The 19,085-nt window shown below is 52.2% G+C and carries 15 protein-coding genes and 3 pseudogenes; 15 read left to right on the top strand and 3 right to left on the bottom strand.

All coding sequences use genetic code 11. The annotated features are described in order from the left end of the window. Positions 1–13 precede the first annotated feature (13 nt). Positions 14–1,843, top strand: a complete 1,830-nt coding sequence (locus P5706_RS10825; protein WP_232923561.1) for a site-specific integrase — start codon at positions 14–16, stop codon at positions 1,841–1,843. Further along, entirely contained in the window at positions 1,833–2,246 is a 414-nt protein-coding gene (locus tag P5706_RS10820; RefSeq protein WP_198721185.1) for a TetR family transcriptional regulator, read from the top strand. The genes P5706_RS10825 and P5706_RS10820 overlap by 11 nt, the downstream gene beginning before the upstream one ends. Positions 2,247–2,255: 9 nt before the next feature. Here P5706_RS10820 and P5706_RS37175 read toward each other — a convergent pair. Beyond that, a pseudogene (locus tag P5706_RS37175) lies at positions 2,256–2,534 on the bottom strand (DUF4113 domain-containing protein); the annotation flags it as partial. Positions 2,535–2,709: 175 nt separating this feature from the next. Between P5706_RS37175 and P5706_RS10810 the strand changes: the two are divergent. From P5706_RS10810 to P5706_RS10770, 9 genes are all read left to right on the top strand, one after another. Continuing rightward, the gene (locus P5706_RS10810) at positions 2,710–3,453 is read left to right on the top strand and encodes an IclR family transcriptional regulator (protein ID WP_198721186.1); all 744 of its coding nucleotides are present in this window, start codon (positions 2,710–2,712) and stop codon (positions 3,451–3,453) included. Between the two features lie 372 nt (positions 3,454–3,825). Then, a complete protein-coding gene (locus tag P5706_RS10805) occupies positions 3,826–4,992 on the top strand; it encodes an acyl-CoA dehydrogenase family protein (protein ID WP_198721187.1) in 1,167 nt (388 codons plus the stop codon). Positions 4,993–5,052: 60 nt separating this feature from the next. Further along, complete coding sequence (locus P5706_RS10800; RefSeq protein WP_198721188.1) at positions 5,053–6,198, top strand: CaiB/BaiF CoA transferase family protein; 1,146 nt, start codon at positions 5,053–5,055, stop codon at positions 6,196–6,198. A 106-nt stretch (positions 6,199–6,304) separates the two neighbouring features. After that, on the top strand, positions 6,305–7,603 hold the full coding sequence (locus P5706_RS10795; protein WP_198721189.1) for a CitMHS family transporter: 1,299 nt from the start codon (positions 6,305–6,307) through the stop codon (positions 7,601–7,603). A 120-nt stretch (positions 7,604–7,723) separates the two neighbouring features. Further along, positions 7,724–8,209: a MaoC family dehydratase gene (locus tag P5706_RS10790; RefSeq protein ID WP_198721190.1), complete on the top strand. Its 486-nt coding sequence runs from the start codon at positions 7,724–7,726 to the stop codon at positions 8,207–8,209. Then, the gene (locus P5706_RS10785) at positions 8,206–9,066 is read left to right on the top strand and encodes an HpcH/HpaI aldolase/citrate lyase family protein (RefSeq protein WP_198721191.1); all 861 of its coding nucleotides are present in this window, start codon (positions 8,206–8,208) and stop codon (positions 9,064–9,066) included. The genes P5706_RS10790 and P5706_RS10785 overlap by 4 nt, the downstream gene beginning before the upstream one ends. A 130-nt stretch (positions 9,067–9,196) precedes the next feature. Beyond that, positions 9,197–9,946: an electron transfer flavoprotein subunit beta/FixA family protein gene (locus P5706_RS10780; protein WP_198721192.1), complete on the top strand. Its 750-nt coding sequence runs from the start codon at positions 9,197–9,199 to the stop codon at positions 9,944–9,946. Then, positions 9,947–10,903 (top strand): electron transfer flavoprotein subunit alpha/FixB family protein, encoded by a 957-nt coding sequence (locus P5706_RS10775; RefSeq protein WP_198721193.1) that lies wholly within the window; start codon positions 9,947–9,949, stop codon positions 10,901–10,903. It begins immediately after the preceding gene. Between the two features lie 68 nt (positions 10,904–10,971). Then, positions 10,972–12,300, top strand: a complete 1,329-nt coding sequence (locus P5706_RS10770; protein ID WP_198721194.1) for an OprD family porin — start codon at positions 10,972–10,974, stop codon at positions 12,298–12,300. A 282-nt stretch (positions 12,301–12,582) separates the two neighbouring features. On the opposite strand, the pseudogene P5706_RS37170 reads toward P5706_RS10770, so the two are convergent. Further along, positions 12,583–12,719, bottom strand: a pseudogene (locus P5706_RS37170) (DNA polymerase V subunit UmuC); the annotation flags it as partial. Between P5706_RS37170 and P5706_RS10765 the strand changes: the two are divergent. After that, positions 12,676–12,924, top strand: coding sequence for a DUF1330 domain-containing protein (locus tag P5706_RS10765; RefSeq protein WP_285682699.1), 249 nt, complete (start codon positions 12,676–12,678; stop codon positions 12,922–12,924). The pseudogene P5706_RS37170 and the gene P5706_RS10765 overlap by 44 nt on opposite strands. A gap of 229 nt (positions 12,925–13,153) precedes the next feature. Next, positions 13,154–14,320: pseudogene (locus P5706_RS10760) on the top strand (Y-family DNA polymerase); the annotation flags it as partial. Between the two features lie 157 nt (positions 14,321–14,477). Here the strand turns inward: P5706_RS10760 and P5706_RS10755 are convergent. Further along, positions 14,478–15,383, bottom strand: coding sequence for an EcsC family protein (locus P5706_RS10755; RefSeq protein WP_285679222.1), 906 nt, complete (start codon positions 15,381–15,383; stop codon positions 14,478–14,480). A gap of 580 nt (positions 15,384–15,963) precedes the next feature. On the opposite strand from P5706_RS10755, the gene P5706_RS10750 reads away from it, so the two are divergent. Together P5706_RS10750 and P5706_RS10745 are read left to right on the top strand one after the other, a co-directional pair. After that, a complete protein-coding gene (locus P5706_RS10750) occupies positions 15,964–17,496 on the top strand; it encodes an SIR2 family protein (protein WP_285679221.1) in 1,533 nt (510 codons plus the stop codon). 130 nt (positions 17,497–17,626) lie between these two features. Next, a complete protein-coding gene (locus P5706_RS10745) occupies positions 17,627–19,057 on the top strand; it encodes a hypothetical protein (RefSeq protein WP_285679219.1) in 1,431 nt (476 codons plus the stop codon). Positions 19,058–19,085: the final 28 nt, after the last annotated feature.

Genomic DNA, 19,085 nt, shown 5'->3' with positions numbered 1-19,085 from the left:
CACGAACGCGGTATTGAAAGCATATGATGTCCTCATTGCACAACCGGTAACAGCCAACGGTCTGAGTCCCGCACAACGAAATGCTATTGTGATCAGTGCGATCGTTAATGAACGTGGCGAGACACTGGTTCTCAGTAGGTTTGGCGATGCGCAGTGGGATCTTCGTCCGTTTTTTGATCAGGCCAACGTTGCCCCTTCTTATAAATTTATCAATTGGGATATGAGCATGCCTCGGGCGCTCATTGATGACTGCAAAGCGGTTGCTTATGCATGGTTTAAGCGAGGTCTACCTAGATCTAAGCCTCCTATCGCACGGGGTATCACTACTTTCGCTGTTGCAAGCGTGATGCCGTTTATCCGTTGGTTGAACAATCTGGGAGTTTCAAGGTTTGCGGATGTCCGTCCGATCCATATCAGTAATTATGTTTATCATTGCAAGGATGAGTTGAAGCTAAAGCCTGTTCCTCTCTATGGACGGTTGCGGGTTATTGATTTTCTTTGGGTGTTTGCTGCTGATGCGATTTTTCCCTTTCAGAGTTATCCTTGGGGTGACTCGAAATTGTGGCGGATTTGCGGAATTGGCAAAGTAAAAGGGTTGGATGCCGCCAATAAAAACGTCGGGCGGACGGATATTATTCCTCCTAATGAACAATCAAAAATTTTCAATTATTGCGAAAGTATCGTTCGGGAGATGAAAGCTGAGTTAGCGGTCAGTGGTATAGGATATCATCCTAGTGATGAACGAATGTCAATTCGATGCAGAGATGCTGTGCTTTATATAGTTTCAATCACTAGCGGTATGCGCAATGACGAGGCCATTGGGATTGAGGTTGGCGCTTGGCGCAAAGAGGTAAAAAATGGAGTAAAAAATGGAGTAAAATTTTGCTGGGTATCCACAATAGAGCATAAGACGGGTAAGGGTCGCGTAGAATATCTTGTCCCTGAGTTGACTCTGGATGCGCTGGATCTTTTGGCCAAATATTCAGTCACTATTAGAAAGGAACTGGAACTAGAGATTAGAAATCTTGCAAGAACTATCGATCCCATTAATCCCGCCGAACACCTTCTGAGGCTGGAAAAGGCTCGCAAGGACTCTAAGAAACTATTTTTGGGGCGGCACGCTCAGGGCGGTAAACTTCAGGATAAACATGTTGAGGCGCTTAGCGGGCAAGCATCCAATGCTGCGTTTGACCGTATAGCTAAAGCCGCTGGAAGCGATTGGCCATTGAGGACGCATCAATGCAGACGAACATATGCAAGATGCTTTGTGGAATCCCGTATGGGGCGTACTTCGCTAATCTATCTCAAATGGCAGTTCAAACACAGCAGCATGAGCATGACCCAACTCTATGCGTCCAATCCGTTGCAAGACCTGACCCTTTTTGATGAGATCTTGCAGCAGATGACAGAGTTTAAAATCGACCTGATCGAATCATGGCTTGATGACCAGCCATTGGCAGGTGGAGCTGGCGAAAAGATTGTGGAATTGCGGGCAATTCCAATCAAGGATAGGGCCGCTCTACTTGCCCAGACGGCCCCACATGCCAACATCCGTGCGACTGGACACGGCTGGTGCATTGCAACGGAGCGGGGCTGCGGAGGCGCAGGCCTATACGAGGCCACACGGTGCCCAGGGTGCAAAAATTCGGTGATCGATGAATTATTCGCCGGCACCTGGCAGGACATTTACATCCAGCAGAAAGAGCTTATCAAAATCGAAGACGCTGGACCTGCCGTGAGGCAGCGAGCAGAGCGCGACTTGCAAGTCGCGCTCGCCGTCATCACGAGCTTGGGTCTCTCTCCCATAAATGATGATGCGGACGAGGCTGCAAATGGCGAATAAGTCCACCCAGGATCACACCCCAGGTCGTTCAAGATTTAAGACCCTCGACGCGCTGGATAAGGTGATTGATAGTCTCGTCGCAGGCAATGAGAAGCTCTCCATCGCGTCAGTTGCCCGAGCAGCAGGTGTTACGCCCGGTCTCATCCACAATACCTACCCAGCGGTGGCTGAGAAAATTCGCAACCTCATGGGCAAGTCGGTACGCGCCCAGCGAGATTCGAAGCACCAGGCGCTAATGAGTGAGAAGGAGAAAAACAAATTGCTCCGTGCGGAAAACGACCGACTTTTAGAGGAGGTGGCCCGGATTGCTTCTGTAAACCAGCGCCTGCTGTTCGAAATGGCTGAGTTGAAAGCAGTCTCCAGCGGAAAAGTTGTCGCTATGACTCCGAAACCCGGCAAATAGCCCCTGTTGGCATTTGACCGTCCAAAGCTGATCAAGCCGGGGGACGTAGCTGGGACTAAGCATCTCGCGCTTCATTCCCCAGTCTGGGCTCACAGGGACACGTCCGGGTCGCATCGTGCCCCGACCCCATTTCGCATTGATTTGATCCATCACTTGCATGACTTTCTGGGACGCGGCGGGCTGCTCATTGGCGAACAGGTCAGGTGTGTACTCGCTTGGATGGCAAATCTCCAACAGCAGAATTTCCGCTTTGCTGAAGGCAAATCCAGGTGAGTAAATCAATTCCAGTTTGGATCGCAGCCTTGGTTATGCCTACGTCAAACTGCACCAGCACCTAGTTGTGTTTTCCGTAAAGGAGGTAGGTTGAGAAGTAGCCCGGCCCACCGTTGAATCAAGCATAGACTTGTGAGGTGTACGGCCTTGAAGCTACCCTCTGCCTTTGGTTCTAGGTTGGTAGTAACTTATGGAAGTAAAACTGGTTGCCCGCACACTTGACCTTTTAGAGGTCTTTGCCCGCGAGCGTCGCGCGATGTCGCTGACCGAGTTAGCCCGGCTGCTGGATGTCCCAATGTCTAGTTGCCTTGGGCTAATTCGTACGTTGTCGACACGTGGGTATCTTTATGAAGTCCGCAAGCGGGGGGGCTACTACCCGACAAAGCGCTTACTGTCCATAGCAATGCAGATCGATAGCGGTGACTCACTGGTTAATATCATAGATGAGCATTTGCAGGCTCTTCAGCACGAGGTCGATGAAACTGTAGTATTGGGCAAATTGGAAGGTTCTCAGGTGCTCTATCTGCACGTGCTCGATTCATCCCAGCCAATCCGCTACTCCCCTCACGCTGGCGAGCTTCGGCCTTTACATGCCAACTCCATCGGTAAGGCGATATTGGCGCAATTACCCGAGGCGGAGGTACGGAAGCGACTGGAAGGTTTAGAAATGCCGCGCTTCACTGATCACACTCTCACCTCCGAAGACGATTATCTGGCCGCACTGTCAGAAGTTCGCGAGCGTGGCTGGAGTGAGAATATTGGTGAAAGCTCCAATGATCTGGCGGCGCTCTCGTGTGCCTTCAATTTCGCCGGGGAATGGTATGCGGTCTCAATCGCAGGTCCGCTGCCACGCATGCGTCAACATTGGCAAACCCTTTCAGCACCGCTTGTGGCGTGCATCGCGTCAATCGCTGCCGACATAGATCTTGGTTGAATCGACGCTTTCTCGATCAGACTCAATCGCCGGGATGCAGGACTCTGCATCCGGCCACGTAATCAAACCCGCGGTCAGCGTATGGCGCTCACCTTAGGGGCCATGAAAAGCGCATACCGCTTAGCGGCCTCTAATTGCCTTCCTTTTTCCGATGTCCATCGGGTTTGACGTCACTCCCACCGAAATAGCCCACTGAGCTCGCACGCTGCTCAGTTCTCGGCATTCCACTGCTCCGTGGTCCTTGAATCCTCGAACAAAGCGCGATCACGAAAATGATTGCGCGATTTAATTCACAAGCGTAAATTAAATTTTCCCAGGGTGAATTAAGCGCGCGTACCCCGCGGCCCTCAAATAAAAACAACGGAGAAAGCGATGAATTTTCAGCTCAATGAAGACCAACTGGCCATCCGCGATTCCATTCAACGAATTTGCAAGGAATTTGGTGATGATTACTGGCTTGAGCGCGACTCCGACGGCCGGTTTCCCCACGAGCTGTACCGCGCTTTAGCGGATCAGGGATGGTTGGGTATAGCCATGGACGCGAAATATGGCGGTGCCGGTCTTGGCATTTTCGAAGCAGCGGTGATGATGCAAACCATCAGCGGCTCGGGAGCAGGTCTTTCCGGTGCATCAGCCGTACACATGAACATTTTCGGGTTGAACCCGGTGCAGGTATTCGGCAGCGAAGAGCAAAAGCAGCGCTTTTTACCCTCGTTGATTCAAGGCAAGGAGAAGGCTTGCTTCGCAGTTACAGAACCCAACACAGGTCTGGACACAACAAACCTTAAGACTTTTGCACGCAAGGTCCCCGGTGGGTATGTGATTGATGGCCGAAAAATCTGGATTTCCACCGCGCAAGTAGCCGACCGAATGCTGATCATTGCCAGGACCACACCTCGCGATCAGGTCAGCAAGTCGACTCATGGTCTTTCCCTGTTCTACACCCGCCTGGACCGCGAAAAAGTCGAAGTTCGCGAGATAGAAAAAATGGGCCGCAAGTCGGTGGATTCCAACATGCTCTTCATCGATGGCCTTGAAGTGCCCGAAGAAGATCTTATCGGCGAGGAAGGAAAGGGTTTCGAGTACCTGCTGCACGGCCTCAATCCCGAACGTATCCTTATTGCGGCAGAAGCCGTGGGGCTAGGTCAAGCGGCGCTGTGGCGCGCGGTTGAGTATGCGCGGGATCGAGTGGTATTTGGCCGACCGATTGGGCAAAACCAGGGCATACAGCATCCTTTAGCTCAAGCCTGGATGGCCTTGGAGGCCGCGCAGTTAATGGTTTACAAAGCCGCCAGCCTTTATGACGCCGGACAACCCTGTGGCGCCGAAGCAAACACCGCGAAATATCTGGCGGCTGAAGCTTGTAGTCAGGCGTGTCAAACCGCAGTGGCGACGCTTGGCGGTATGGGCTTTGCGAAGGAGTATCACGTCGAGCGTTATCTGCGTGAGAGCTGGATTCCGCGCCTGGCACCGGTGAGCCCGCAACTAATCATGTGCCATATCGCCGAAAAGGTTTTGGGCCTTCCCAAGTCCTACTAAACAAGTCTCCGGCGTAGACGCCGAGGCGGATTCTACAAGAACAATAAAAAGGTAACGCCGATGAACGTACAAGCAAACTTGAGCGCGCTGTCGGGGCTCAAAATAGTAGACCTATCGAAAGTCCTGGGTGGCCCCTATTGCACCCAGATCCTCGCTGATCACGGTGCGCAAGTGATCAAGATCGAGCCTCCTTCAGGCGACGAAACTCGTGGCTGGGGTGCGCCTGTCCGCGAACGTACCTCCGCGTACTTTATGGGAGTCAATAGGAACAAACGTGGAGTAAGTTTAAACCTCAGCGATGCCGTCGACCGCCAGCGTTTATTCGACCTACTCGAAGGGGCCGATGTGTTAGTGGAAAACTACAAACCAGGTACCTTGGAGCGCTGGGACTTGAACTATGAAGCGTTGAAATCACGCTTCCCCAGGCTGATTCATTGCCGCATTTCTGGCTACGGCGATCAAGGCCCTTACGCTGGCATGCCTGGCTACGATGCTGCTATCCAAGCCATGAGCGGGCTCATGAGCGTGAATGGTGAGCAAGACGGTGATTCGCTCAGGGTTGGTGTGCCTATAGTCGACATGGTCACGGGTATGAATGCCACTCTCGGTATCCTCATGGCGCTTTTCGAGCGCGAGCGCAGTGGTGAGGGGCAATTTGTCGAAGCCGCATTGTTCGATTGTGCGCTGTCCATCCTGCATCCGCATTCGGCGAACTATCTCTACGCAGGGCAAACACCCCAGCGCAGCGGCAATGCCCATCCCAACATTACGCCTTACGACAAATTCACCACCGCCACCGGCGACATATTCCTCGCCGTTGGCAACGATGCACAATTTTCCGCTCTGTGCCGTCACCTCGCTTTGCCCGAGTTGATCGATGATTCACGTTTCTCCAGCAACCAATTGCGTAATGAGCACCGCGAAGCACTGCGGCAAGCATTGGCTACAAAACTGCTGAAGCTTTCCGGCGAGGCGCTGTGCGAGCAACTGATCCACCAAGGCGTACCCTGCGGGGCGGTACTTGATATTCCGCAGGCGCTTGCCCTACCTCAAGTCGCTGCTCGCAACATGCTGGTGAAGATCGGAGAGGACTACAGCGGCATAGCCTCTCCGATTCGCCTGAGTCGTACACCGGCCAGCTATCGGCTCCGTCCCCCATTGCTGAATGAACATGCCGCAGAAATTTTCGGCACGACCGCGGACTGACTAGGCCAGGCCCAAAGTTATGGGCCTCTCTTACATAAGCCGGCTAGTCGGGGACTGTCTTTAGATACACGGGCAGCATCTTGGGTCGTTCGGTGAGGAAAGAAAAATGCTTGCGAGTATTGGTTTGCTGGCCATTGTCAGCTTGTTCTTGCTTATCCTGACGAAGCGCCTTTCGCCGCTAGTGGCATTGATTTTAGTGCCAGTGGTTGCATCGCTATTAGCTGGCTTCGGCTTGCAGACTTCAGGCTTTGTTCTCACTGGTATAAAAAATATTGCTCCTGTGGCTGGAATGTTTATTTTCGCCATTATCTTTTTCGGCGTGATGACCGATGCAGGGTTGCTCGATCCGATCATCAAGCGCGTATTGAAGATTGTCGGTGGACGACCACGCTATATCGTTATGGGCACCGCCATGTTAGCGCTGCTCATTCACCTGGACGGATCAGGAGCGGTAACTTTCCTGGTGACTATTCCAGCAATGCTTCCGCTTTATGAACGCTTAGGAATGGATAAGAGAGTTCTAGCCTGTGCGGTATCGCTGGCCGCAGGGGTGAATTTTCTGCCTTGGGTCGGACCGATGCTGCGTGCCTCGGCGGCACTGGGAATACCGACAACGGAAATGTTTTATCCGCTCATCCCAGTGCAATTAATTGGTCTGATATTCGTTTTTGCTGTGTGCTATTGGCTCGGGCTTCGGGAGGAGCGGCGTCTGGGTATCACGGCTATGGGTGTCGACGTTTCGGCACACGTGCCTGAAGTATCTCTTGCAGAACAAGAAATACGTCGTCCCAAGCGTTTCGGCGTCAATTGTGTGATCACATTGACGGTTTTGACCATTCTCGTGGCTGGGTGGGTTCCACCGGTGCTGATGTTTATGCTCGGCACTGTCGCCGCATTATTGGTCAATTATCCCAATGTGCACGAGCAACGCGCCCGAGTAGACGCTCACGCCAAAGCTGCGCTTATGATGGCGAGTGTATTGCTGGCTGCCGGTGTATTTACCGGAATTATGGGCGAATCAGGCATGCTCAGGGCCATGGCCGAAATGTTGGTACAACATGTGCCCCGTGAACACGCTGAGCATATGCCATTTGTACTTGGCCTGCTTTCCATGCCATTGAGCCTTTTGTTTGATCCGGACTCCTTCTACTTCGGTGTATTGCCTGTGTTGGCCCACAGTGCAGAGATGCTCGGAGTACCGCCAATTCAGATGGGCCAGGCAGCGCTCCTCGGGCAAATGACAACAGGGTTTCCGGTCAGTCCTCTGACTCCAGCAACCTTCTTGATTGTGGGCCTGACCAAAATAGATCTGGCCGATCATCAGAAATTCACCATTCCGTTTCTGTTTGCGGCAAGCGTGATTATGACCATCGCAGCGGCAGCGTTTGGGGTGTTCCCATTTTGATTGAAATATAACGCAGATAGGCAAGTTCGAATGGAGTTGGTATCGCGGCCGGCTGTTGACGCGGAATTGCTTCTTAGCCGTTGCGAACTCATTAATAATTAGAAGAGCGGGAGTCTGTAAATGAATGCAATTACTTCGGTTGTCCAACAACGAGGCTTGTATTACGAGGAACTCGAAATAGGGGTGCTTTACAGTCACGCGCCCGGGAGAACGCTGGATGACGGAGACAGTACGTTATTTTCTTCGCTGACCATGAACCCAGCGAGCATTCATTTCGATGCACATGACAGTGCTAGCAACGAGTTCGGGACGCGCTTAGTTAATAGCATGTTGACAGTTTCAACTCTGGTTGGATTGAGCGTAGGTCATTTGACACAAAAAACGCTTGTAGCAAACCTAGGTTTTACTGACATAAGTTTTCCTGCACCGGTGTTTTCTGGCGATACCCTCTATGCGAAGACAGAAGTCATGGAGAAGCGTCTATCAAAGTCCCGCCCGGACGCCGGAATAGTTCTGCTGGAGCATCGTGGGTATAACCAGAAAGGTGTTTTAGTGGCCGTCGCCCGGCGTCACGCGCTCATGTTGCGCAAGCCGGAGGTTGTATGAAAGAAATCCGCCTCGGAGAGGCCATCTTATTTTGCCCTGGCGATCGTCCTGACCGCTTTGAAAAAGCATTGCATCGTGCCGACCGCGTTATTTTTGACTTGGAAGACAGCGTCGCTCCACAACGCAAGGAGGCGGCCCGTCGCTGCGTAATTAATGCCGTGCCGGAATCAGGTAAGGACATAATTGTCCGTATCAACGCATCTACATCCCCTTGGTACAAAGAGGATGTGCAAGCCTTGCGGGACCTGCGTGAACGGAGCGGTTTTTCTCCGCTGATCCTTCTTCCGAAGGCAGAGGAAACACAGCAACTGGCGGCTTTGGATGACTTCCACGTCATCGCGCTCTGTGAAACCGCGAAAGGAGTGATCAACGCTTATCAGTTAGCGATGGCTCAGAACTGTATTGCGCTGTTCTGGGGAGGCGAAGATCTAATCGCCGACCTGGGAGGGCGCAGTAGCCGGGACTCCTTCGGAAACTACTACCCTGTGGTCGAGCACGCGCGAACCACGATACTCCTCGCTGCTGGCCAGTGCGGTAAGCCAGCCATTGATGCCGTGCATATTGATATAGCAGATGTGGACGGGTTGGCCCGCGAATTGAAGCAAGCGGTTGACGTGGGCTTTACAGCCAAGGCGTGCATCCACCCTTCCCATGTAAACGTTATTCGTAGCGCCTTCAGCCCCAGCAAAGAGCAACGCCTTTGGGCTGAAGAAGTGGTTGCGGCGATGCAATCTGCTGCAGGCGGCGTAGTAAGCCTAAATGGACGCATGATCGATGAGCCTCTCCTTAGACAAGCACTTCGAGTACTCGAAGTGCCTCCCTGTAACTCTCAACGACAGTTAGCCGGCGCGCCCTGACTTAGACGCCACGACTAAGCCTGATTATGGAGGCTGTTGTAACGAATAAGTTAATAGAGCTCGCACACAGAAATTTCGACGCAATCCCGCCAGCAGCGGTGGCATCTTCACAAACAATAAAAGGTAAGCCATGAAAATTTTGGTGCCCATCAAACGAGTGGTCGACTATAACGTCAAGATTCGCGTCAAAGCGGACAACTCCGGCGTCGACCTCGCTAACGTCAAGATGTCGATGAACCCTTTCTGCGAAATCGCCGTGGAAGAAGCCGTACGCCTGAAAGAGCAAGGTGTTGCGACTGAAATCGTCGTCGTCTCCATCGGTCCGACCACTGCTCAAGAGCAGCTGCGTACCGCCCTGGCGCTGGGTGCCGATCGTGCAATCCTCGTCGAATCCGCAGAAGATCTGACGTCACTGGCCGTGGCCAAACTGTTGAAAGTGGTGGTCGACAAGGAACAGCCTCAGCTGGTGATCCTCGGCAAACAAGCCATCGACAGCGACAACAACCAGACTGGCCAGATGCTCGCTGCATTGAGCGGCTACGGTCAGGGCACGTTCGCTTCGAAAGTTGAAATCAGCGGCGACACCGTTGCGGTGACTCGCGAAATCGACGGCGGCGCGCAGACGGTTTCCCTGAAACTGCCGGCCATTGTCACCACCGACCTGCGTTTGAACGAGCCGCGCTACGCGTCCCTGCCAAACATCATGAAAGCCAAGAAGAAGCCTCTCGAAGTGCTGACTCCGGACGCTTTGGGTGTTTCCACCGCCACCACCAACAAGACCGTGAAAGTCGAAGCGCCGGCTGCACGCAGCGCGGGTATCAAGGTCAAGTCGGTGGCTGAATTGTTGGAAAAACTCAAGAACGAAGCGAAGGTGATTTGAATGACTATCTTGGTGATTGCTGACTATTCAACCGACCCGCAGGGCAACAAAGTACTGGCCCCGGCCACGCTGAACACTGTGGCGGCTGGCGTCAAAATCTGTGGTGAGATCCACGTGCTGGTGGCCGGTCTGTGCGTTGGCGCCGTGGCTGAAGCTGCGGCGAAAATCGCTGGTGTGGCTAAAGTGCTGGTGGCCGATAACGCCGCCTACGCTCACCAACTGCCGGAAAACGTTTCGCCGCTGGTAGCCAGTCTGGTGCTCGAACAACACACGATTTATAGCCATGTCCTGGCCTCGGCCACGTCCAACGGCAAAAACATCCTGCCGCGCGTGGCCGCTCAACTGGACGTTGACCAGATCTCCGAGATCATTTCGGTCGAAAGCGCTGACACCTTTAAGCGCCCGATCTACGCCGGTAACGCCATCGCTACCGTTCAATCGAACGCTGCTGTCAAGGTCATCACCGTGCGTGCCACCGGTTTTGACCCGGCGGCAGCTGTTGGTGGTTCGGCGGTTATTGAAGCGGTTGCAGCGGCTCACGATGCCGGCACCTCGCGCTTCATCGGTGAAGCGCTGGCCAAGTCCGATCGTCCGGAACTGACCGCTGCCAAGATCGTCGTTTCCGGCGGTCGCGGCATGCAAAACGGCGACAACTTCAAACACCTGTACGCTCTGGCTGACAAGCTGGGCGCCGCCGTCGGGGCTTCTCGCGCCGCGGTCGACGCCGGTTTCGTCCCTAACGACATGCAGGTCGGTCAGACCGGAAAAATCGTTGCGCCACAGCTGTACATCGCCGTCGGTATTTCCGGTGCGATCCAGCATCTGGCCGGTATGAAAGACTCCAAAGTGATTGTGGCGATCAACAAGGATGAAGACGCGCCGATCTTCCAGGTAGCTGATTATGGGCTGGTAGGAGATCTGTTCGAAATCATTCCAGAGTTTGAGCAACAGTTATGAAGAAATCTATTAAGTGTCCGTAATTAGGGGGCTTGTGCCTTATTGCCACGTCCATCAGGAAAACAACAATGAAAAAAATTCCTTTCGTTCGACTGTCTTTGCTCGCCACCACAGGTGTCGCCCTGGCACCCCTGGCGCATGCGGACTTCGTCAAGGACAGCAAGGCCAACCTGGGTTTTCGCAACTACTACTTTAACAACGACTACCGTGATCGCGCCGGTCCCGCCGGGCAAAGCAGGACAGCAGAATGGGCGCAGGGATTCTTCCTCGATTACAAATCCGGCTTTACCGATGGCACCGTCGGCTTTGGTGTCGATGCGCTCGGTTTGCTGGGGGTGCGACTGGACGGCGGCAAAGGCAACCACCGCGGCAGCTCGATGGTTCCTGATGACCGCGATGGCAGCGCCGTGGACGAATGGAGCCGGCTGGGGCTGACCGGAAAAATGCGTTTTTCCCAGACCGAGGCGCGCTACGGGACCCTCCAGCCCAAGTTGCCGATTCTGGTGGCCAACGATGGTCGCGTCTTGCCGCAAACCTTCGAAGGCGGCATGATCACCTCCAAGGAAGTGGAGAACCTGACCCTGGTCGGCGGTCGCCTGGAACACACCACCGGTCGTGGCTCGACCAACCGCTCCGGGCTCGCGGTCGCCGGCGGCTCTCAGCAAAGCAATGAATTCCTTTTTGCCGGTGCCGACTACAAACTGACCAAACAGCTCACGCTGCAGTATTACGCGGCCCAGCTGGAAGACTATTACGTGCAGCATTTCGGCGGCTTGGTGCATGTGCTGCCCTTGAGCGAGGGCCAGTCACTGACCACCGACCTGCGTTACTTCAAGACCGACGCCGATGGCCGCAACAACTCCGCCTCAGGCCGCGCTGCCGGATATCGCGTGGGTGGCCTAGGTGATACCGTTGGCAAAATCGACAACGACACCTGGAGCGCGATGTTTACCTATGCCCTGGGAGGCAACTCCTTCCTCCTCGGATACCAGAGCGTTTCCGACAGCGGCAACTTCGTGCAGCTCAACCAAGCCAACACGAACGAAGGTGCGGGGGGCAGCAGTATTTACCTGTTCACCGACCGACTGATCACCAGCTTTACTCGGGCCGGCGAACGCACAGCATTCGGGCAATACACCTACGACTTCGCCGCAATGGGTGTTCCTGGGCTAATTGCATCTGTCGCATACCTCAAAGGCACCAACATTCGCATGGCCACCGATAGCGATGAGAAGGAATGGGAACGCGACATCGCGCTGGCCTATGTGGTGCAGAGTGGCACCTTCAAGGGCGTAGGATTCAGTTGGCGTAACGGTACGTTGCGTAGCGGCTTGCCAAGCGAATACGCCCAGGATCAGAACCGCGTAGCTATCAGCTACACGCTGGCGTTGTTCTGATCACCGAGGGGGCTCCGTTGTGGGGAGCCCTTGCTTTATGTGGATCAATTGAAGTTGAACCATCCGCGGCGGCGAGCTCTCGATAACGGCACCGCAGCTTCTTTGCTGGGCCGTTTCAGGCTTTTGCCTGCCAATGCCCACGTTGAGTGTCTTTCCCACTTCTGGGTTGAAGGCATTGCATAGATCAAGCTTCTGATAGAACGCCTTTAGATCGGCCTTCGCATGTAAGTTAGGTGGAATACTTTTGAGCTAGTCTGATTCTGTCGACGTTCTGGGGAATCGCCCATGACCTCTGCTGCATCGGAAGTACGGCTCTCCCATTTTCACGTGGGGCTTGGCTTCCGCACTGCGGGCAATCACAGTTCCGTCACGACGATAGGCGTATGGGCTAAGTCAGGCCGGAAGACTCTTTCACAGCTGACCGCTTACGTTGTTTACGTTCGAGATCGGATTACCGACCTTGAAGAATTCAGGAAGTACGAGGAAAGCGCGCCAGCCGCATCGGTAGGCCATCCGGTCACGCCGCTGGCGTTTTATGGCGCGGTGGAAACACTTGAAGGCGCACCTGTGGATGGCGCCGTTATTCTTGAGTTTCCAACGCTTGCCGACGCCAGAGCGGCGTAAGACAGCCCCCTATATCAAGAAGCCCTAAAGCATCGATTGAAGGGGGCTGAGTATCGCGTCTTTATCGTAGAAGGACTCCCTAAATAGAGTCGCCCGAGTGATTTCAACACGGCAAAACGCCCAACATCATCCCCATCTTCGATGGCAAAAATCGGAAAAATGTTAGCAGGAAAGATTCTATTTAAATCAATGGTTTATGTTCTTCTAACTGTTAGGGTCATTCAGATACAATGATGGCTGTGTGATTGCGCGCAGCTACGACGCCAAGCCTTTTGTGAAAATGGGCCAGCCGTACTTCCAGATTAAAGACCATCTACGCCGGCATGGAATTGTGGCCTTCAGCAGTAATTACGCTTTATACGGCGACATGAGCGAACGCGTCATGACGATCATCGAATCGATGGTGCCAGCGTTAGAGGTTTACAGCATCGATGAGGCGTTCGCCGATCTCACGGGCCTTCCAGGTGATGTGTCTGCTTTTGGACGGCACGTGCGCTCCACCCTTCTCAAGCGCACGGGAATTCCAGTCGGGGTGGGTATTGCCCGCACCAAGACCCTAGCGAAGCTCGCAAACCATACCGCCAAGCGCCTGTTAGATATCACTGGTGGCGTGGTAGATCTGTGCGACCCGTTCAAACGGGACTGGACGCTGCGCAACACCGATGTCGGCGAGGTCTGGGGCATTGGTAGACGCATGAAGGTACACCTGGAAACGATGGGCATCGAGACCGCAATGGACTTGGCAAAAGCCGATCCGTGGATGCTTCGCCAGAAATTCAGCCTCGTGATCGAAAAGACGGCACGGGAGCTCGCTGGCACCCCATGTCTGGAACTGGGCGAAGCTGACCCACCCAAGCAAGAGATTTGCTGTAGCAGGATGTTCGGCAGCAGGCTGACGCAGATCGAGCCGATCAAGGAGGCCGTCGCCACCTATACCCAACGCGCGGCGGAAAAGCTCAGAGCGCAAAACTCGCTGTGCAAGAAGATCCGCGTGAGTATCAGGACAGGCATGTTCAATCCCGAAGAAGCGAAGTACGCGAACGGCGCACTCGTTGAACTACCCTACCCGACAAACGACGTTCGACTCATGACCAAGGCTGCGAACGAAGCGGTCAATCGCCTCTTCCGACCAGGCTTCAAATACAGCAAGGCGGAAGTTCTGCTGATGGACTTGCGCCAGCCCGGCGAATTCACTGATGACCTGTTTGCGCATTCGCAGCCAGCGATTGCTGACAAGGTGATGACTGTTTTGGATGAGATCAATTGCCGCTGGGGGAAGGGAGTTCTGCGGCTGGCCAGCGTGCCGGCGGCGCCGAATTGGGCAATGCGCCGCGAGCTGATGAGTCAGAGCTTCACAACGAAGGTAGATCAGTTGTGGACGGTCAAGGCTAGGTAGCAGGCATAAGCCGAAGGCACTCTAGGTAAGCGAAACACCGTGACCGGCTGCCTACGACTTATTGCTGCCTCTTGCCAAGGGCAGCAATCAAATCAGAAGTGGTTACTACGCATGAACCTTAGTCGTACCGCAATGCGGCGTCGGCCTAAATAATTTTCTAATCATTGACCTCTTGATCGTTCCAGATATCACTTTTTGCTGGATCGACTGTTACCTCAATCGATTGTGCATCGCTCTTTATGGCGAGTAATCGTTCTCGGTACAGATAAAACGCAGCCTTACATACTTTATCGGTGTAGTAGGCGTTGAATCCACCGTTAATTGCAGCACCAGCAACAGGGATCACATTGGCCAATTTGGCTTTCGTCAAATTGATGCTTAGGGCTTTCGCTATGGACGAAACGGCTTGAACAAATACACTTTTTTCGAGCTGCTCCCAGGTCTTTTTCTTGGCCACTTCTTGTGCAATTTTTACAAGGTGAGACAGGGCAGCTTGCTTTCCGCCATCCGTGGTGCTCGACGCGAGCGCGAGAATATTTAATGAAAAGATCCTTTCTTCTTGGGAGGACATATCAAAGCCGCAATAGGTGCCATACTCGCCGATTGCTCGAAGATTCATTGCTAAAAGAGCTGTGAGGTCGGCAGGGATTGCCGCTAGAGCCACCATTGGGTTAATTACAGCCAAGCCGCCCGCAGCGGCTCCTTCAACTAAAGCAATTCCCTCATATTTTGTATCTAGCCATCCGATTGATCTATCAATTACTTGAAGATCTAGGAGCGGAATCTGATCCAGCCGAGTAATTACTTGTTGAGATACTTCAGAGAGGTCTTTGAAAATTGCAGATGGCCTAACCGACCACTGCGAGGCATCGTTAACTAAACCAACGATGCCACTCATGGCCTTTGAGCATGTCTCCGTGAAACCAGGAATCTTGTCTATGGCTTGACCTGCTATCGCCAACGGCTTGTTCACGTAGGTCATTGCTGCATCGAACCACGTCTGTTCCGGATTCTTCCAAGCATGGATCTGCGCGAGTGCACGCTTTTCATATTCTGAAAGCAAGGTTGATCTCCTTAAGTTGTAGCTAGCTGGAGCGGGGGCGCCGATTAGCGACTATTGGCGATCCTGCTTTGTTTCCGTGAGATCATTGCACACTATATGGCGAACAGCCATGACACGTTCTTGGGTAATCGACTTGGTCGCAGGCTGCCCGCTTCAGTAGTTTTTTTAAGCGGGCATGGTTCCTTCGCGAAGCGCCTACACCTCTCAAGCACCAGTGGACTGATTGCCCAAGAAAACCTAGGGAGATTACGCTCACTATCTGTAAAACCTATACGACAATGCGTCGCGGTAACAAACGGTGTTAAAAGGATTGCCATCGCTGGGAGCAGCGGTTTTCAGGAACGACTACAAGATTTTCGTTGCTAGACCTCGCCGAATCTAACGAAGACTGACCAGCTTTCAATCTCCCCATACGAAGAAAGCATTTCACAGCGCTTACCCCTGTGCAGGCCACAATAGCGGACGAGAGGTCACAATTTGGCTCTGGTAGCTAAGTCCACGCTACTGCACCTATCACGAGATAGCCATCAGCCACTAGCGTGCTAAGATACGCGCTTGAGGTTCACGCCAAGGATGAAACATGCGCATTGAAAGTATACTAAAGAATATTGACGAACAAGGCACGAGAAGGGGATATTCGTTTGAAACATTTGTACTAAACTTATTAAAACATCATTTATCAACTCAAAACAAAGAACTTGAGATAGGAAACACACTAACATTTTTCGATGCCATTGCGCCCGACGGTTTTGATGATTACCGAGAAAAAGTCTGCTTCGAAGTAAAATACGACGCTAATAGTCTACTTAATAAAGCAACATCATCATTCTTATCGAAATTTTTAGCACAACTCGAATCAATACCCTTTGACGCTCGCCCCACGACACTAATAATAATATCTGCAACGAACATCCAAGACCAAGTAAAAGTTTTTGTTCAGAGAGTTGGGAACTCTAATTCCAAAAGCACTTGTCGCATAGTTTTTTGGGGGCCAGACGAATTAAATAAATTAGTAACAAAGCATCCAGCAAAAGCTAACGAGATAAGCAACAACCTATTCGCCCTGAGATTAGAGGCCGCAGTAAATCCAGCAGAGCAAGACTGGCGCAAAAAACGAGACACTACTGTACAGAATCTGAAAGACAGTTTCGACAGAGGACAACTTTCATTATTTTTAGGCGCTGGAGTATCAAGCAGTGCAGGAATGCCAGGTTGGGGAAACCTGCTCAACTCGCTGTTCATATCATATCTAACTCAAGAATTTGACACCGACAAAACAATAAACATATCTGAAATCCCAGAAATGGTTGATCGCCTAAATAAAGTTTCTGAATCTTCCCCACTGATGGGTGCGAGATATATTAGGAAGGGGCTTACTGGAAAAACCCCTGCAACTGATAACTTTGTAAATGCAATCACCGAAAGCCTTTATGAACTCAGAAATAAAAGCTTTAACATCAGCTCACCGCTCATCCAAGAAATCGCCATAATGTGCATGCCTAGACGCACAGGCGCCAAAGTGAAGTCCGTAGTAAATTATAACTTTGACGATCTACTAGAAAGACAGCTAACAACATCAGGCATTTCTCATCGTAGCATTTACACCGAAAGTGAGGCATACGACCCTGAAGAACTACCCGTATACCATGTTCACGGCTTCCTTCCTGAAAATAGAAAAAACTACAACTCCCTAGAGAAGTCTACATTAGTCTTTTCCGAGGAAGGGTATCACCACATTTATACAAACGCATATCACTGGTCAAATCTTGTCCAACTCAATTGCTTGCGAGAGAACAACTGCTTAATGATCGGCCTATCAATGACAGACCCAAATTTGAGAAGACTCCTTGATATTTCTGCAAGAAGCGTTGAACAGAACAAACATTTTGCATTTATGAAGCGGCTAGACCTTCATGAGTTTTGCTATGAAGTTACGAACGGGGAGCAAAGCACAATTGTAAAAAACACCAAGGGCGCTCAAAAGTTTCTGGACACTCATCACGCACTGAATGAAGAGTTAATGTTGGAGCTGGGAGTCAACATCATATGGTACGAAAATTACGGTGAGATTCCAAAAATTCTGCACACCATCAGCCGCACACGTGGCAGCTGACTAAATAGCCGCATTGGACATTACTACAAGCGCAGAACAGAGACGGCTCCAAGGCCAGAAGTATCCGCCTTGAGGTTTGGCTCACAATCTCCTAGAAAGGATTAACCTGTGCTGCTTGGAAGTCCTCGTTGTGACTGGTTTCATCGCCATGGAGGTAGGAGTGAAGAATCATTACGGAATAGAATTTCCTGCCATAGAAAAGCTAGCCATCAAAGCATTCCCAAAGCTTGAACTGGCTCATCCGCTCTACCAGCGCTTTCCTCGCGAGGAAGTGGGTTTTAGACTCGCGTCTACCCTGCTCCACTCCATTGCTGCAGATCCCGATAGATTAGACGTCGTACTGGGGCTGCAGAACCTACTGATCCTCAAAATCGCCACGTGCGACATTCGAATATCTCGGTTGCGGAAGGCGCAAAATCGCGTTCCTCGTATCCTCGCCCAACCGAAGTACCGCAGCGGTGGCGCTGCTGTGAAAGCACGCTCCAAAATGCTCAAGGATCTTCGCAAAGGCATCATGGCGAGACTGGACGAGATCCGCCAACTCGCCTACCTGTGGCGATGCTTTGGGGACGGAATTGCTGCGATTTACCAAAGCCAGCATGCCCTGAGACATCTGCTTTACGACGATAGATATCAGGTGAAGCAGACAGCAGGTGCCATATATGGCAAGGAAGGTTTCGGCCACGAGTACGCCAAACTGAAGCAAGGCATCGAAATGGGCGTACCCGTGGTGATGTCAGACCTCACTAACATCATTCGTCATGGAGATTTATGCGCGCTCGCCGGCCCAGATCCAGTCCCACTGGAATTGAAATCGTCCATGGTCACAGGTGGGCGCGTAGCAAGACAAGCTGAACAGCTCGGTAAAATCACAACCTTTTTCGAACAGGATGAGACCTGTAATTTTAGGGGATCTATCCGAATCATTCGCACGGAGATGGCGAGCAAAGAGATCGATCATCGGGAATTTTTAAACCAAGGAATTCAGCAAGCGCTCCGGACTGGCCTTTGGAGTGGAGCCCCCGAGCCGGGACTGCGCTATGTCTGCTATCAAAACGCGATCCTAGAGAATCGCGATTTGGTGTACTTAGAGATTGATAAGTGGGCCACAACCTCTACGTGGGTTACGCCGTTGGGCCCTGAACTATCCTGGCTGCCTGCGTACCCATTCACACTGTCAATGTCCCCTCAAAATGCCACCCTCTTCATGCAGGAAGCGTTCGGCATTTTCGTACTCATCGATCTCGAGCTAACCAAAGAGCTTTTCAAAAATCTGGATGTTCATTGTGTTTGGCTAATGGATGGCACTCACTCCATGCAAATCTGCCGCGACTCCAACGACCTCATGAAAGGCGCCTACAGGGTAAGTGAGTGTCTGTTTGACCGCGTATCAAAAGAGTTCCTGTCTCTATCATGGTTTGTCCAAGAGCGCTCAAGCATCTTTGATGAAAGTTGCAGACCAGTTTTCACAGAGATAAGCCCAGAGGAAATCATCGCTAAGCCTATGGATGGTTGGGCAGAAGCACAGGATTTCTACAAGCACCAAGAACCGAAGGTCTAAGCAGCACCGCTGCCGACAGCTGACGCTG

Source organism: Pseudomonas sp. ChxA (assembly GCF_030263855.1).
Lineage (GTDB): Bacteria > Pseudomonadota > Gammaproteobacteria > Pseudomonadales > Pseudomonadaceae > Aquipseudomonas > Aquipseudomonas fluorescens_CB.
This window is presented reverse-complemented; position numbering and strand designations above follow the sequence as displayed.

Coding starts and splice junctions, on each gene's coding strand:
- P5706_RS10820 (WP_198721185.1), top strand. CDS start 1,833: ATGGCGAATAAGTCCACCCAGGATCACACCCCAGGTCGTTCAAGATTT.
- P5706_RS10810 (WP_198721186.1), top strand. CDS start 2,710: ATGGAAGTAAAACTGGTTGCCCGCACACTTGACCTTTTAGAGGTCTTT.
- P5706_RS10805 (WP_198721187.1), top strand. CDS start 3,826: ATGAATTTTCAGCTCAATGAAGACCAACTGGCCATCCGCGATTCCATT.
- P5706_RS10800 (WP_198721188.1), top strand. CDS start 5,053: ATGAACGTACAAGCAAACTTGAGCGCGCTGTCGGGGCTCAAAATAGTA.
- P5706_RS10795 (WP_198721189.1), top strand. CDS start 6,305: ATGCTTGCGAGTATTGGTTTGCTGGCCATTGTCAGCTTGTTCTTGCTT.
- P5706_RS10790 (WP_198721190.1), top strand. CDS start 7,724: ATGAATGCAATTACTTCGGTTGTCCAACAACGAGGCTTGTATTACGAG.
- P5706_RS10785 (WP_198721191.1), top strand. CDS start 8,206: ATGAAAGAAATCCGCCTCGGAGAGGCCATCTTATTTTGCCCTGGCGAT.
- P5706_RS10780 (WP_198721192.1), top strand. CDS start 9,197: ATGAAAATTTTGGTGCCCATCAAACGAGTGGTCGACTATAACGTCAAG.
- P5706_RS10775 (WP_198721193.1), top strand. CDS start 9,947: ATGACTATCTTGGTGATTGCTGACTATTCAACCGACCCGCAGGGCAAC.
- P5706_RS10770 (WP_198721194.1), top strand. CDS start 10,972: ATGAAAAAAATTCCTTTCGTTCGACTGTCTTTGCTCGCCACCACAGGT.
- P5706_RS10750 (WP_285679221.1), top strand. CDS start 15,964: ATGCGCATTGAAAGTATACTAAAGAATATTGACGAACAAGGCACGAGA.